The organism is Mammaliicoccus sp. JADD-157 (assembly GCF_049310805.1).
In the GTDB taxonomy this organism is placed as follows: Bacteria; Bacillota; Bacilli; order Staphylococcales; family Staphylococcaceae; genus Mammaliicoccus; species Mammaliicoccus lentus.
Map to the genome: position 1 here is coordinate 1,217,329 of NZ_JBMOVZ010000001.1, position 15,593 is coordinate 1,232,921.

Consider the following 15,593-nt stretch of genomic DNA (forward strand, 5'->3'; position numbering starts at 1 on the left):
ATTAATGTAGCTTAATACATTAAATGTCTTATTACACCTTATCTATGAGTTGACACTTTTTTAATATAGATATTAGGTTTATAATAGAGTTAATACATAAAATTATGTAAACAAATTTAATAACTGAAATTCTGTATATTTGTTATGGGCATATATAGATGAGTAAATTAATATTGAAAGGGGCTCTGTAGTTAATTATGAATTCAATACATAAGAAAACAGATGTAATATTAATTGGTGGTGGCATAATGAGTGCGACTTTAGGCACAATGCTTAAAGAATTATCACCAAACTTAGAAATTAAATTATTCGAAAAATTATCTAAACCAGCTGAAGAGAGTTCTAATGAATGGAACAACGCAGGTACAGGACATTCTGCTTTATGTGAATTGAATTACACTAAAGAAGAGGCGGATGGTTCCGTTAATATTGATAAAGCAATCCAAATCAATGAACAGTTTCAGTTATCAAAACAATTTTGGACTTATCTTGTAAATCAAGGTAAGTTAGCTGATCCAAAATCATTTATTCGTCCTGTTCCACATATGAGTTTTGTTTATGGAAAGAAAAACATAGAATTTTTGAGAAAACGTTGTGATGCTTTATCGAATAATCCTTTATTCACAGGTATGACATTTACTGATGATTTTGAAACATTAAAACATTGGATGCCATTAATGATGGAGGGACGTCCGACTACTGAAGAAATTGCAGCAACTAAAATAGAATCTGGTACAGATGTAAACTTCGGTAATTTAACACGTTCACTTTTAAGTAATTTAAAAGATGAAGGTGTAGAGTTATATTACAATCATTCTGTTCAGAATATTCGAAGAAATCAAGATAACACATGGCAATTAAAAATTTATAATAGTGAAACGAAGAAAACTGAATATCACAACACTAAATTTGTATTTATTGGTGCTGGTGGCGGCAGTTTACCGCTGTTACAGAAGACAGGTATTAAAGAATCTACAAATATAGGTGGCTTCCCGGTTAGTGGTTTATTCATGGTATGTAATAATGAAGACGTTATTGCTAAACATGAAGCCAAAGTTTATGGTAAAGCTAAAGTCGGCGCGCCACCAATGTCAGTACCACATTTAGATACAAGATACATTGAAGGTAAACGAACATTATTATTTGGACCTTTTGCTGGATTTTCACCTAAGTTCTTGAAAACAGGTTCAAATTTAGATTTAATTGAATCTGTTAAACCTAATAATGTTTTAACAATGCTTTCTGCTGGATTAAAAGAAATGGGATTAACGAAATATTTAGTGGAGCAAGTACTTTTATCTGATGAAAAACGATTAGAAGAGTTAAAAGAATTTATTCCAACTGCAAAATTAGAAGATTGGGACATTGTAATTGCTGGCCAACGGGTGCAAGTAATTAAAGACACAGAAGAAGGCGGGAAAGGGACACTTCAATTTGGTACTGAGCTTGTCACAAGTGAAGACGGTTCAATATCAGCTTTACTAGGTGCTTCTCCAGGTGCTTCTACAGCAGTACATGTTATGTTGCAGTTATTAGAAAAAAGTTTCCCAGAACAATTTCCAGAATGGAAACAAAGAATTAAACAAATGATACCTTCATATGAAGTACAATTGTCTGAAAATCCTGAAGTATTTGATGAAATTAATACATCAACTTCAAAAGCATTAGGATTATATAAATAATAGAACTATAAAATTTTGATATGCTTCTTTCAAAGCACACTCTAAAAAAGTGAAATCTTTGAAGGGAGCTTTTTTTGGTAATATAATGTGAAAGTATCGAAATACATGCACATTAGCGTATAATTTTCATGTATTTATAATCTGTATATTTAATCGTATGTAACAAATTTACAAATTTCTTTAACTCTAAAATAAAAATTGATTTTATTCTCTTTAACTTTTAACCCAATCGCGTTAAACTATTCTTAATGAAGATTAAGGGGGGGTTCACTCTATGTTTGAAAAATTACTAACTTCTATTGGTATCGGTAATTTAAAAATTGATACGAGACTAAAAAAATTAACTTTTAATGAAGAAGAACCAATTAAAGGTAAAGTGATTTTTTATGGTGGTTCATGTGACATTAAAGTAGAATATATTATGTTATCTTTAATTGAAAGAGTTAACAACAAAGATGAAGATAGTGATTTTGCTGAATTTGATAATGTATTGCATAAATACAAAGTTAATAAATCTTTCGTTATTAAAAAAGGCGCACAACAAGAATATGAATTTGAATTCAAATTAGAACAGATTGATTTTAAAGGTGAACCTGAAGAAATCTTCTTAAAAACACATGTTCATATTGATCAATCTGTCGGTGCAGATGACGAAGAACGATTAATTATAGTAAGATAGTGTTCACTATTAGTTTATAAAAATATTGTTATTTTAGTATTGTAACGTTCATGCTTAAATTCTTAAAAACACACCACAAAAGTAGGGTAATCCTTAGCTTTTGTGGTGTGTTTTATTTTTATTTTGGAATAACAGGGATTAATAAGGGAAACCTTCTTTTGAACATCAACACATATAACGTTTCAGTTGATTAAAAACATTATTTATACAAAAATAAACGTATTAACGTTGAAATAGAACATATGTTCGTATATAATAAAAATATATTCAGTCGATTGAGGGAAGGTGACATTATGTATGATTATCATTTATGTGAGGACCGAGATATCTTATGTATAGATCAGAAAAGCTTCTTTGCGAGTGTGTCTTGTATTATGAAAGGGCTGGATCCGTTAACAACAAAATTAGCAGTAATAGCAGATACTAAACGACAAGGTTCTATCGTGTTAGCAGCTACGGAGCCTTTGAAAAAGTTAGGTGTAAAAACTGGATCAAGATTGTTTGAAATACCTCATAGAAATGACATTTACATTATTAATCCAAGTATGAAACGATATTTAGAATATTCTGTAGCAATTACTAAGATAGCTTTACGTTACGTCGCACCTGAAGATTTTCATCAATATAGTATTGATGAATTTTTTATAGATATTACGGATAGTTACAAACAGTTTAGTTCTACACCAAGAGCATTTGCTCAACGTTTAATGAGAGAAATCAAAGAAGAAACCCAAATTCAGTGCGCAATTGGCATAGGCTCTAATATGTTATTGAGTAAAGTTTCATTGGATATGGAGTCAAAGACAAATGAAGATTTCATTGCTGAGTGGAGATATCAAGATGTACCGACAAAGTTATGGCCCATAAATCCGCTTAGTAAATTTTGGGGGATTAATCATAGAACTGAGAAGAAATTAAATGCTAAAGGTATTTTCACAATTGGAGATTTAGCGCACTATCCACAGCAATATTTAAAGAGAGAGTCTGGTGTAATTGGCACGGATTTACATTTGCATGCAAATGGTATAGATTTAAGCAAAATTAAAGAAAAACATCGTATTATGAATCCGACGATATGTAAGAGCCAAATACTGATGAGAGATTACTACTATCATGAAACGAAAGTTGTATTATTAGAATTAGTAGAAGAAGTTGCGATGCGTTTAAGATCAAGAGATTTATTAGTTAAGACGATATCTTTTTCAATGGGATATAGTGGAGAAGGCGACGTTAATAAACAATATACTTTAAAAGATGGCACGAATTTAACTATGGATATATTTAGAGTGATTTGGAGCTTTGCAGAACAATTGTGCGATAAACAAGCAAAATATCGAACATTAAGCGTCACTTTAAATAACTTTGTTCCAGAAAGAGCAAGACAACTTAATTTATTTATTGATGAATTTGAAAGACAACGAGATGAAGCACTTGAGAAGACAATCGATAAACTTAAAAGAAAATACGGTCCTAATGTTGTATCTAAAGCTGTGTCATATACACCAGCAGCTACAGCAAGAGAAAGAGCAGGACTCATAGCAGGACATAAAAAGTAATTTATATAATAAATCTATAAACATAATATAAATGTGTGTAAAAATATAATATTTGACAAACTATACACATATTTATATACTTAATTTTGACTGATAATCAAATATGGGGAGTGGTGCATGTGATTAAACAAGTTACACCTTATCTTTACTTTAACGGAACTTGCGAAGAAGCATTGGCATTTTATAGTGAAGCGCTAGACGGAAGTGTAAGAGAATCACAAACATATGGAGATGCTGGCATAACAGCAGAAGATCCTAAGAGAATTTTGCATGCACAATTAGAGGTAAATGGTCATATATTAATGTTTTCAGATGTTCCTAATAATGACGAGTCTCTCAATAAGAACCATAATATATATGTTGTTTTAGATTTTGAACAAGAAGAGCAAATTAAAGAAGTTTATGAAATATTTAAAAAAGAAGGTCAAGTACAAGTAGAACTTGATAAAATGTTTTGGGGTCAAACCTATGCTAAAGTTATTGATAAATTTGGAATAGGTTGGGATTTTTCATATACCCATCAAGAATAAATAATAAAAAAGCACATCGGCTATAAAGTCGGTGTGCTTTTTTATTGTCCAAAAAATTAAACAAAGTTACAATTTTAATTATTTTATGTATCATAAGATATAAAGTGAATATAAATGAGGTGCGAAAATGAAAGTTTTAATTTCACCTGATTCTTTCAAAGGAAGTATTGATGCTTTAAATGCTGCTAAAGCAATTGAGTCGGGTATTCATAAAGTTGATTCTACAGTAGAAACTGAATTACTACCTATGGCTGATGGTGGAGAAGGTACTATGATAAACCTTGTGCAGGCAACAAATGGCACAATAAAGACTATTAATAGTAGAGATCCCTTGAATAGAGAAATAAAAGCTGATTATGGTATTACAGGTGATGGGCAAACGGCGATAATTGAATTAGCGACAAGTTCTGGTATTGATTTGCTTTCGGCTGATGAATTAAATCCATATGTGACAACGACTTACGGTACAGGATTACTCATTAAAGATGCTCTTAAAAAAGGAATAAAGCACTTTATCATATGTTTAGGTGGAAGTGCTACGAATGATGCAGGTGTGGGGATATTACAAGCATTAGGTTATCGATTTTTAGATAAAAACAAACAAGAAATTAAATATGGAGGCATACATTTAAAAGATATTGAATCGATAGATGAGTCTCAAGTATTAACAAATTTAAAAGATGCACATTTTGATATTGCTTGTGATGTAACGAATGTTTTTGTCGGCAAACAAGGTGCAAGCCATATTTTTGGACCGCAAAAAGGTGCTACATACGAACAAGTAATGGAATTAGATCATGCTTTGAATCATTTTGCTAATGTCGTTGAAAAAGATAAAAATATTTTTATTAAAGAAATAGAAGGTGCTGGTGCAGCAGGAGGAACAGCTGGTGGATTAATGGCTTTCTTGAATACAAATATTGAAAGAGGTATCGAACTTGTAATAGATTTTGTGAATTTTCACGACCTTATAAGAACGCAAAACTTTGACTATATATTTACAGGAGAAGGTAAAATTGACGGTCAAACAGCAGGAGGAAAAGTTATTTCAGGTATTTGTAAAGTAGCCTCTGATTATAATATTCCAGTTATTGCAATAGGAGGTTCTGTAGAAAGTGATTTATCAGAATTACATAATCAAGGTTTAACAGCAGCATTCAGTATTACTTCAAAACCAGTTAGTTTAGAATATGCTATTAAAAATGCACAAAGTTTAATAGAACAACAGTCAGAACAAATATTCCGACTGATTTATCGCAAGTAATAAAATGAAAATGTTAGATATAAGGATAGTAATAGTTTTTTATTGTAGTTGGATTAACGAGGAAGAAAATCCAATAAAAGTGTGGTTAGTTGGATTAATGAGTTAGAAAATCCAATAAAGGTGTGGTTAGTTGGATTAACGAGGAAGAAAATCCAATAAGAAGGTGTGTAGTTGGATTAATGAGTAAGAAAATCCAATAAGAGTGTGGTTAGTTGGATTAATGAAGTAGAAAATCCAATAAGAAGGTGTGTAGTTGGATTAATGAGTAAGAAAATCCAATAAAAGTGTGGTTAGTTGGATTAATGAGTAAGAAAATCCAATAAAAGTGTGGTTAGTTGGATTAATGAGTAAGAAAATCCAATAAAAGTGTGGTTAGTTGGATTAATGAGTAAGAAAATCCAATAAGAGGTGTGTAGTTGGATTAATGAGTTAGAAAATCCAATAAAGGTGTGGTTAGTTGGATTAATGAGTTAGAAAATCCAATAAGAGGTGTGTAGTTGGATTAATGAGTTAGAAAATCCAATAAGAAGGTGTGTATTTGGATTAATGAAGTAGAAAATCCAATAAGAGGTGTGTAGTTGGATTAATGAGTTAGAAAATCCAATAAAGGTGTGGTTAGTTGGATTAATGAGGAAGAAAATCCAATAAGAATTGAAAGGGTGAGACATCTTTATGTCCCACCCTCTTTTTGTATATAAAAGTAGTCATTTTGACTAATATACTTGTCAAAATGACTATAATAATGTATATTAGATGTTGTAGGTAGGTGGTTTAATGAAGAATAGAGTAAAAGAATTAAGGGCACGTGAGGGTTATAACCAGACGGAACTTGCTAAAAAAGCAGGTATTTCTAGACAAACTGTTTCATTAATAGAACGTAATAATTTTATGCCATCAATACTGACTGCTGTGAGAATAGCTAGAATACTGAAAGAAAACGTTGAAGAAGTTTTCATATTCGAGGAGGAAGAACTATGAAAAAGAGTAAAATCATGTTATTTGGTAACTTGTTATTATATTTAATAATAGGCGGTATTATAGGTGGATTAACATCGGTTGTACTAAGCAATAATTATGAACTGTTTGAATTTAAATTATCAAAAACGCAAACAGATATAACGAGTGTAGTGTTGGCTATTATATATATTATTTTAGTAATCGCATTAATTAATGTGTATAAAAAAGCACAAAGATTAAGAGAAACAGAAACAAATATTGATAATGAAGATGAAATAGAAATGCAGATTGAGCGAACGTTAATTTTAGCTCCAGTCATTTTAGGTATTAATACTGCAATTGGTTTATCTATTTTAAATATAGCGATAAATGTGGCAGAAGAAGTAAGTATTTTATCTACGTTAATGGTAGTAGTAACACTATTTGTAACAGCACCATTAGCATATATGCACATGTCTGCCATGAGAAAATTATATCCAGAACGTAATTATCCAAAGCCAGGCGATAAAAAGTTGAACGAAAAACTTATAAATATGATGGATAGTGGTGAACAGTATATTACATTGCTAGCATTACAAAAAACATATTCACTGAATCAACAAATTATCATTGTTATTATCGCTTTAGCATCTATATATTCATTGGCTTCACATGATAATCAATTTTTCTCAGTAACACTTATGATTATGCTGTATCTTGTTAATACAATGTATTACACTAAACAAGTTTCACAAACTTTGTAGTGAATAAGAAGAGGACGGATCCTTTAACGAGCAAGAAATTTTAAACAAGCCCGTTAGCGCGATATTTTCTACGAATTTGTAAAGTGCTGATGCCTGAGGGAATAGTATGAGTGAGAGACTACAGGCTCAAACCATACCCTAGGCAAGCATGCACGAACAAAATCGTAGATTATATAAAAAAATAAGCATATCACTTTCAAACTGAAATAATCAGTTAAGTGATATGCTTATTTATTTTGAGTTAAGATTTGTGTTTTAATTCATAAGTACTCTTCTTCTATATTTAATCGTTCTTCTTTAATACCTTCTTTACTAAGTGGTTCTAGGTGACCATGAATATATGTTTGATAGTCATATTGTTCTACTGTTTTAATATAATGATGGTATTTTTCTTTGTCGTATCCACCGTCTAATAAGTAGAAATCACCGGTATCGGCATCTCCAGCGAACAATATTTTGTCTTCTTGAACATAAGCAACTACACCGTCTTCTGAATGGGGATTTACAATGCGTTGTACTTCTAGCGTTACATTACCTAAATCAAATGAACAATGATCTTCGAATGTCATATCTGCATTGACAACTTTAATTTCTGAAATATCATCATACTCAATTTTAATATGTGTATCACAGAATTCACATTCTTCACCAGAGTTTAAGCGTTTTGCCATTGCTTCGGGTGTCCATTGCCATTGTTTTAATTTAGTTAATGTTAAATCTGTTTCTTTTTCTGCAATTGTTATACCATTAAATGCATGCATAGCAAAAGTATGGTCCCAATGCCAATGCGTAATTAACGCTACTTTCGGTTGAGGTAAATTAAGTTTTTCTATTTCATTTAGCATTTCTGTTAAATGTGCAGGCGAATTACCTGTATCTATTAACATGCTATATTTTTCTCCATGTATATATCCTAAATTAGGTCTATCTCTATGACTATCAAAAGGTAATATATATACATTCTTACTGATTTGTTTAAGTTTCACAGTCATCTTTCCTTTCAATACAATAGTGATATTATATCATCAAAATTTAATATCGCACATTACAAAGTATATGTATCGAAAGTATTCAAAGCTTCTATAGCTCTATCACGATCATTATTTGATTTAAAACTAAGTCGCAATGCACCCATGATATCTTCTCTAATTTCTAAAATTCTAATGTTTGTAATGGAAATATGTTGTTGCCCCAAAATTCTCGTAACTTCACTGATCATACCTGGTTTATCCGGGATATCTACGTATAAATCAAAAGTAGAAGTCAAGGCACCTTGTTCTTTAACAGGCAAGTTGTCACGATATTCTTTTGCAGATTGGAAAAAGTCACGAATTAAACTTGGATTTCCTTCTTCGATAACTTCTTTCGTCTGTTCCATTTGTTCAATCCAATTATTCATTAACGTTACAAGATGGTCTTTATTTTCTAAAGTAATATCTCTCCACATATCCGCATTGCTACTTGCTATGCGAGTAATATCACGAAAACCTCCGGCAGCTAGCGTTTTTACATATTCTGAAACTTGTGTATTTTCTTCATTCATATGAATAAGGCTAGAAGCGATAATATGAGGGAAATGACTAACTACGCCGGTAACATAATCATGCTCTTTTGCAGACATCTTAATAAATTTTGCTTTAGTTGGTTCTAATAAATGTTTAACTTCACTATGAGCCGCTTCATTCTCAACTTGGTCATATATCAAGACATAATAAGCATTTTCAAATAGGTGTTTCTTAGCATTTACAACACCAGATTTATGACTACCTGCCATAGGGTGTCCGCCAATTAAATGAACATCTTTATTTAATAATTTTGATTCAAGTGTACTTAAACCAAGTTTTGTACTGCCTGTATCTGTGACGATAAGGCCAGGTTTCGTATCAATGTTTAATAATCTTTTACTGTACTCTATTGATTGTTGAACGGGTGTTGCCAAAATAATTAAGTCAGCTTCACTTGCAGCTGAATCAAAATCATGTGCAACTTCGTCAATGATGCCCATAGAGTAGGCAATCTCTGAAAATTTATCAAAACAGTCAAAACCTGTTATATGTATGTGTGGATGATGAAATTTAATGTTTTGTATTAAACTTCCTCCAATTAAACCTAGTCCTACTATAAATATACGTTGCATAAAATCCCTCCAATACTTTAATAGTTTAAAGCAAGTTAGTGTATGAAAGCAAGTGTTATTGATTTATTTCTATAAAAGTTTAAAATATTAATTAATATGAAATAAGTAGGGAGTGGAGAAAATGACAATCAATGTAAATGATACAATCGTAACAATTAAAGAACTTGTTAATATTAATAGTCCATCAGGTTTTGCAGATCCAGCAATTGAATATTGCCAAAAATTCGCTGAAGCACTTAATTATGAAACAAGTTTAACACATAAAGGTGGATTATTAATTAATGTACCTGGTAAAAATGATGATAAACAACGTGTTATTACTGCACATGTTGATACACTCGGTGCGATTGTAAAAGATATAAAAGAAGACGGCCGATTAAAATTAGATTTAATAGGTGGATTTAGTTGGAATGCTATCGAAGGGGAATATTGTACAATTACGACACAAAGTGGATTAGAAATATCAGGCACAATATGTTTACATGAAACAAGCGTTCACGTTTATAAAAATAATACTGAAATCCCTCGAGATGCTGAACATATGGAAGTACGAATAGATGAAAAAGTATTTTCAGCAGATGACACTAGAAATTTAGGAATTGAGATTGGTGATTCTGTTAGCTTTGAACCTCGCTTTGAACATACTGCTTCAGGATTTGTTAAATCTAGACACCTTGATGACAAAGCAAGCGTCGCGATGATTATTCAATTTTTAAAATATTTAAAAGAAGAAAATGTCGAATTACCACATACGACTCAATTTTATATTTCAAATAACGAAGAAATAGGCTATGGTGCAAACTCAAATATTTCTGATAAAGTCGTTGAATTAATAGCATTTGATATGGGTGCTCTAGGAGATGGTCAAGCTTCAGATGAATATACAGTATCCATTTGTGTAAAAGATGGTTCTGGGCCATATCATGTTGGATTAAGAAATCATTTTGTTGATTTATGCAAAGAAAATGATATTAAATATAAATTAGATATTTATCCATATTATGCATCAGATGCATCAGCAGCTTTACGTGCTGGAGCAGATATTCGTCACGGGTTATTTGGCCCTGGAATAGAGTCTTCTCACGCTTTAGAACGTACACACGAAGATTCGATTTTAGAAAGTGAAAAGTTATTAAGAGCTTATTGTTTATCTGAAATTAACAGTTAATTTAAATATTAAGGGTTGACTTTAAAAAAATTATCTCGTATAGTGTATTTAAATTAATCCGATAAGCAATTGTCGGAATTTGAAAGATAAGTATCTCGTGATGTTAGTAGCAATCAGAAAGCTAATGGTTGATGTAAATTAGCACTGCACACAGTGAGAGAATTGGGCTTTCAAATTATAAAATTTAATGTAACTTTTAAAGTGAACATGATAATGAATGTTAACTAAGGTGGCACCACGGTAACGCGTCCTTACAGAATGCGTTACTGTGGTGTCTTTTTTGTATAGAAAAATATCAGTGGTCATAAGTATAAATTTAAGAATGTAGTTAAAGAAAGTTAGTGGTTGATGGAAACTAACACACTTAAATTTAGAATTGGGGATCATGTAGTTAAAGCTAAATATAGAATGAGTGAATAAGTGTTAACTTATTAATGAAGGTGGTACCGCGCAAAAGCGTCCTGTTGTATAGGATGTTGTTGCGCGGTTTTTTTATTTAGGAGGTAAAGAGGATGAACATAAAATATAAAAGATTAAATGCTGATGTTACACCAGAAACATTAGGACAAATTGATAAGAAGAAAATGATATTAGAAAGTGCGAGTACGAATCAAATGAAAGGTAGATTTTCAATTGTAGCTTTTGATGCGATCGGTAAAGTGAACCTTTTTGATGAGTATTTTCAAATAAATATAAACGGACAAGAATCGGTTACACATGATGGACCTTATGAAGCATTAGAACAATTTATTAATGAAATGAAAGCAGATAATATTCCAGAACCACTTAAACATTTACCATTTGTTTCTGGAATGATTGGTTATTGTAGCTTCGACTTAATTAGATATCAAAATAAAATTTTAAAAAGTATAGAAGTTTCATCTGAATATCCAGATGCTTCATTTAACCTAGTTGAATCAGTATATGTATTTGATCATTTTAAAGAAGATTTATTTGTTATAACGAGTAACCTTTTCAGTAATAGAAACGAACAAGCTATGAATCAAGAATTAGACAACATGATAGAAGAGCTTCAAAATATTAAACTTTTTGAAAACAAAATTAATCATCATAAAAAAGGTGATTTAGAAACGAATATTTCTGAAGAAGCTTTTATGGAAGAAGTTTCATATTATAAAACGTTAATTAGTAAAGGCGATATGTTCCAAGTTGTTCCTTCTCGTATTTATAAATATAAACACTTTTTTGAAAATGAAAATAAAGACACTTTGAAATTACAGATGTATAAAAATTTAAAACGACAAAATCCAAGTCCTTATATGTATTACATCGATGATGAAGAAAGAACGATTATAGGTTCTTCACCAGAAAGTTTCATAAAAAAAGAAGGGAAAATTATCACAACAAATCCTATTGCAGGCACTAACAAAAGAGGAAAGACAGAAGAAGAAGATTTAGCAAATGAACAAGCTTTAATCAACGATGAAAAAGAATTATCAGAACACCGTATGCTTGTTGATTTAGGTAGAAATGATTTAAACATAATAGCAAAAACTAGTTCAGTCCATATGCCGAAACTTATGACGGTTGAAAAATTTGAGCATGTCATGCACATCGTGACAATAGTTGAAGGAGAAATTAAGCCGGAAGTAACACCGCTTCAAATGATTACAGCTTTACTCCCAGCTGGCACAGTTTCAGGTGCACCGAAGACGCGAGCTATAACGCGTATATACGAAACGAGAAAACAAAAAAGAGGTATATACGCTGGTGGCGTTGGTTATATAAATTGTAATCATGATTTAGACTTTGCTTTAACAATTCGAACAATGGTTGTTGATTCAGAGTATATCAATGTAGAAGCAGGATGCGGTGTAGTTTATGATTCTGTACCACAAAAAGAATTACAAGAAACGAAGATAAAAGCTAAAAGTTTATTGGAGGTATCGCCATGATATTAGTAATAGATAATTATGATTCATTTACTTATAACTTAGTCAATTTAATAAAGCAATATGATGAAGTTATCATTCATCATCCGGATGAAGCACCATTAGATCTGGAAATAGACGGTTTAGTAATATCACCGGGTCCTGGTCATCCGTTAGATACAAATCATTTAAATAAAATTATTAAAGCATATCATGACGTACCAATACTAGGTATTTGTTTAGGCGCACAAGCATTAACTTGTTACTACGGTGGGGAAGTAATTGTAGGAGAAAAAGTAAAACATGGCAAAGTAGACCATATTGATTTTGTAGAATCATCCAAACTGTATCAAGGATGTGAAACTGGTTTTAATATTATGAGATATCATTCGCTCATAAGTGATGAAAAATCTTTTCCTAATTGCTTAAAAATAACAGGGAGAACACCCGACGCAATACAGTCGTTTGAACATCAAATTAACCCGCATTTCGGAATACAATATCATCCAGAATCATTTGCATCAGATAATGGAGATAAAATAATTAATACATTTGTAAATATAACAAAGGAAGGTGCACAAAATGAACACATTAAAACAACTCATCCAATATCGTAATTTAGATCAACAAGAAATGAAATCATTTGTGCAATTAATGATGAATGAGAAAGAAGAAGTTTCATTGAAAGTTGCACACTTAGTTGCGCTAAGCATGAAAGGAGAAACATCTGATGAATTATCTTATTTAACAGAAAACCTTATAGCGACAACTTATAAAAATAGACCATATATAGAAGATAGTATTTGTGTTTGTGGCACAGGTGGTGATCATTCAGGTAGTTTCAATATATCGACTACCGCTTCATTTGTTGTAGCTGCAGCTGGATTGAAAGTATTGAAGCACGGTAATAAAAGTATCACATCTAAAACGGGTAGCATTGATATATTATCTGCGTTAAATATTCAAACGACACCAATTAATGAAGCAACTAAAAGAGTTAATGAAACAAACTTAGCTTTTTTAAGTGCTACTGAAACATATCCGATTATGAAAACTGTACAACCAGTAAGAAAAACAATCACAACACCAACTACTTTTAATTTAATTGGTCCAATGATTCATCCTTACAAATTAGATTATCAAGTGATGGGTATATATGATGAGTCAAAATTATCTACTATTGCAGAAGCACTATATAAATTAGGTCGCAAACGTGCAATTGTACTACATGGTGCTGGTGGAATGGATGAAGCAACTTTATCTGGAGATAATATTATTTATGAAATTTCACAAGAAGAAGGCATCAAAAATTATACGATAAACGCAGAAGACTTTGGTTTACAAGCTGCATCAAACGATGCTTTAAAAGGTGGAACAGCTGAAGAAAATAAGCATATCACGTTAAATATCTTATCAGGTCAAGACAATGGTCCTAAAAGAGATGTAGTCGTATTAAACGCTGCACTTGCATTATATATTGGTGGAGTAGTTGAAACGATTGAAGAAGGTATAGAAAAATCCCAAAGTATTATCGATAACAAAGAAGCACTAGCTATACTAGAACAAGTAGGAGGACAAGTATATGACAATATTGGATGAAATCGTTGAATATAAAAAATCATTACTAGCTACAAATTATTATGAAACAAAGATGGAAGAATTAGAAAAAGTAGACGTACAACATAAAACAACATTTTTAAATCGTGTAAAAACAGACGATAGATTGAATATCATTGCAGAATTAAAAGCAAAAAGTCCAACAGTTTCAGACATACCTAAAAGAGATATGGCTACACAAATTAAATTGTATGAACAATATGGTGCTTCAGCAATTTCTATTTTGACAGATGAAAAGTACTTTGATGGCAGTTATGAACGTTTACAAAGCTTAACGACTAAAACAACATTACCAGTATTGTGTAAAGATTTTATAATCGATAAAAGACAAATAGACTTAGCTCATCAAGTAGGCGCTTCTATTATCTTACTAATCGTTAATATATTAACAGAAACACAATTGAAAGATTTATATGAATATGCGACACAAAAAGGTTTAGAAGTATTAGTAGAAGTACATGATAAAGAAGAATTAGCAATTGCTCATAAAACAAATGCCGAGTTAATCGGTGTGAACAATAGAGATTTAAAACGTTTTGTAACGGATGTTAAACATACAAATGAAATATTAACTACGAAGAAACAAGGTGTAACGTATATCTCTGAAAGTGGTATACGCACTGAAGAAGATATATTAGAAATTACAAAGAGTGGTGTAGACGGCGCACTTATCGGCGAAACTTTAATGAAACATCCAGATTTAGAAACATTTCTACCAAGTATTCGAGTGTTAAAAAGGGGTGAACAGGATGTACATTAAATGTTGTGGCTTCAAAGAGAAATCGGACATTGAAACAGCTGTTAAATATCAAGCTGATTCAATAGGTTTTATCACTTTCCCTAAAAGTAAACGCTATGTAACGGTAGAAGAAATTAGCACTTTAAGTAAAGATATCGATGATAAAGTCGATAAAGTCGCAATTGTTGTAAATCCAACAATTAAAGATATAGAAGCATTAGTAGAAAGTACTTCCATAAACACAATACAATTTCATGGTGATGAAACAGTTGATTTCATTGAAAATGTGAAAATAAAATATCCAAATATAAAAATTTTTAAAGCATTGCCAGCCAATGATTCTTTAGAAGACAATATTCAATTATTTAAAGCGCAAGTTGATTTATTTTTAATTGATACACCTTCGAAAGATTACGGTGGAACAGGAAAATCTTATGATTGGTCTATATTGGAGAATATAGAAGATGTGCCATATTTAATAGCTGGTGGTTTAGATTTAGAAAAGATACAACAAATTGAAAAACGTGAATTATCTAATATAGGGTATGACATATCTAGCGGCATTGAAACAGAAGGTAAAAAAGACAAATCAAAAATTAAAACATTATTAACACAATTGAAGGGATGAT

The 15,593-nt window shown here is 31.2% G+C and carries 15 protein-coding genes; 13 read left to right on the top strand and 2 right to left on the bottom strand.

Annotation, left to right across the window (positions count from 1 at the left end):
• Positions 1 to 197: 197 nt before the first annotated feature.
• The 7 genes from mqo (at position 198) to ACO6VN_RS06165 (ending at position 7,411) form a co-directional block, all read left to right on the top strand.
• Positions 198 to 1,682, top strand: a complete 1,485-nt coding sequence (mqo, locus tag ACO6VN_RS06135) for a malate dehydrogenase (quinone) (RefSeq protein ID WP_194200191.1) — start codon at positions 198 to 200, stop codon at positions 1,680 to 1,682.
• Positions 1,683 to 1,956: 274 nt separating this feature from the next.
• Entirely contained in the window at positions 1,957 to 2,361 is a 405-nt protein-coding gene (locus ACO6VN_RS06140; RefSeq protein WP_194200190.1) for a sporulation protein, read from the top strand.
• A 293-nt stretch (positions 2,362 to 2,654) separates the two neighbouring features.
• Positions 2,655 to 3,917, top strand: a complete 1,263-nt coding sequence (locus tag ACO6VN_RS06145) for a Y-family DNA polymerase (RefSeq protein ID WP_194200189.1) — start codon at positions 2,655 to 2,657, stop codon at positions 3,915 to 3,917.
• A 119-nt stretch (positions 3,918 to 4,036) separates the two neighbouring features.
• A complete protein-coding gene (locus ACO6VN_RS06150; RefSeq protein ID WP_016999566.1) occupies positions 4,037 to 4,447 on the top strand; it encodes a VOC family protein in 411 nt (136 codons plus the stop codon).
• Between the two features lie 127 nt (positions 4,448 to 4,574).
• Positions 4,575 to 5,711 carry a glycerate kinase gene (locus ACO6VN_RS06155; RefSeq protein ID WP_103269141.1) on the top strand — a complete coding sequence of 379 codons (1,137 nt, stop codon included), beginning with the start codon at positions 4,575 to 4,577 and terminating at the stop codon, positions 5,709 to 5,711.
• 774 nt (positions 5,712 to 6,485) lie between these two features.
• Complete coding sequence (locus tag ACO6VN_RS06160) at positions 6,486 to 6,689, top strand: helix-turn-helix transcriptional regulator (RefSeq protein ID WP_016999561.1); 204 nt, start codon at positions 6,486 to 6,488, stop codon at positions 6,687 to 6,689.
• Positions 6,686 to 7,411, top strand: a complete 726-nt coding sequence (locus ACO6VN_RS06165; RefSeq protein ID WP_194200187.1) for a DUF3169 family protein — start codon at positions 6,686 to 6,688, stop codon at positions 7,409 to 7,411. The genes ACO6VN_RS06160 and ACO6VN_RS06165 overlap by 4 nt, the downstream gene beginning before the upstream one ends.
• Before the next feature lie 260 nt (positions 7,412 to 7,671).
• Here the strand turns inward: ACO6VN_RS06165 and ACO6VN_RS06170 are convergent, their stop codons facing one another.
• Together ACO6VN_RS06170 and ACO6VN_RS06175 are read right to left on the bottom strand one after the other, a co-directional pair.
• Complete coding sequence (locus ACO6VN_RS06170; protein ID WP_194200186.1) at positions 7,672 to 8,397, bottom strand: MBL fold metallo-hydrolase; 726 nt, start codon at positions 8,395 to 8,397, stop codon at positions 7,672 to 7,674.
• A 59-nt stretch (positions 8,398 to 8,456) separates the two neighbouring features.
• A complete protein-coding gene (locus tag ACO6VN_RS06175) occupies positions 8,457 to 9,548 on the bottom strand; it encodes a prephenate dehydrogenase (RefSeq protein ID WP_016999549.1) in 1,092 nt (363 codons plus the stop codon).
• Between the two features lie 121 nt (positions 9,549 to 9,669).
• Here ACO6VN_RS06175 and ACO6VN_RS06180 point away from each other — a divergent pair, with 121 nt between their 5' ends.
• From ACO6VN_RS06180 to ACO6VN_RS06205, 6 genes are all read left to right on the top strand, one after another.
• On the top strand, positions 9,670 to 10,716 hold the full coding sequence (locus ACO6VN_RS06180; protein WP_103269484.1) for a M42 family metallopeptidase: 1,047 nt from the start codon (positions 9,670 to 9,672) through the stop codon (positions 10,714 to 10,716).
• Between the two features lie 512 nt (positions 10,717 to 11,228).
• Positions 11,229 to 12,632 carry an anthranilate synthase component I gene (locus ACO6VN_RS06185; RefSeq protein ID WP_194200185.1) on the top strand — a complete coding sequence of 468 codons (1,404 nt, stop codon included), beginning with the start codon at positions 11,229 to 11,231 and terminating at the stop codon, positions 12,630 to 12,632.
• A complete protein-coding gene (locus tag ACO6VN_RS06190; RefSeq protein WP_194200184.1) occupies positions 12,629 to 13,225 on the top strand; it encodes an anthranilate synthase component II in 597 nt (198 codons plus the stop codon). Before ACO6VN_RS06185 ends, ACO6VN_RS06190 begins: the two co-directional genes overlap by 4 nt.
• Positions 13,191 to 14,207, top strand: coding sequence for an anthranilate phosphoribosyltransferase (trpD, locus tag ACO6VN_RS06195; RefSeq protein ID WP_422404382.1), 1,017 nt, complete (start codon positions 13,191 to 13,193; stop codon positions 14,205 to 14,207). The genes ACO6VN_RS06190 and trpD overlap by 35 nt, the downstream gene beginning before the upstream one ends.
• Entirely contained in the window at positions 14,191 to 14,985 is a 795-nt protein-coding gene (gene trpC / locus ACO6VN_RS06200) for an indole-3-glycerol phosphate synthase TrpC (RefSeq protein ID WP_422404383.1), read from the top strand. The genes trpD and trpC overlap by 17 nt, the downstream gene beginning before the upstream one ends.
• The gene (locus tag ACO6VN_RS06205; protein WP_194200181.1) at positions 14,975 to 15,592 is read left to right on the top strand and encodes a phosphoribosylanthranilate isomerase; all 618 of its coding nucleotides are present in this window, start codon (positions 14,975 to 14,977) and stop codon (positions 15,590 to 15,592) included. The genes trpC and ACO6VN_RS06205 overlap by 11 nt, the downstream gene beginning before the upstream one ends.
• Position 15,593: the final 1 nt, after the last annotated feature.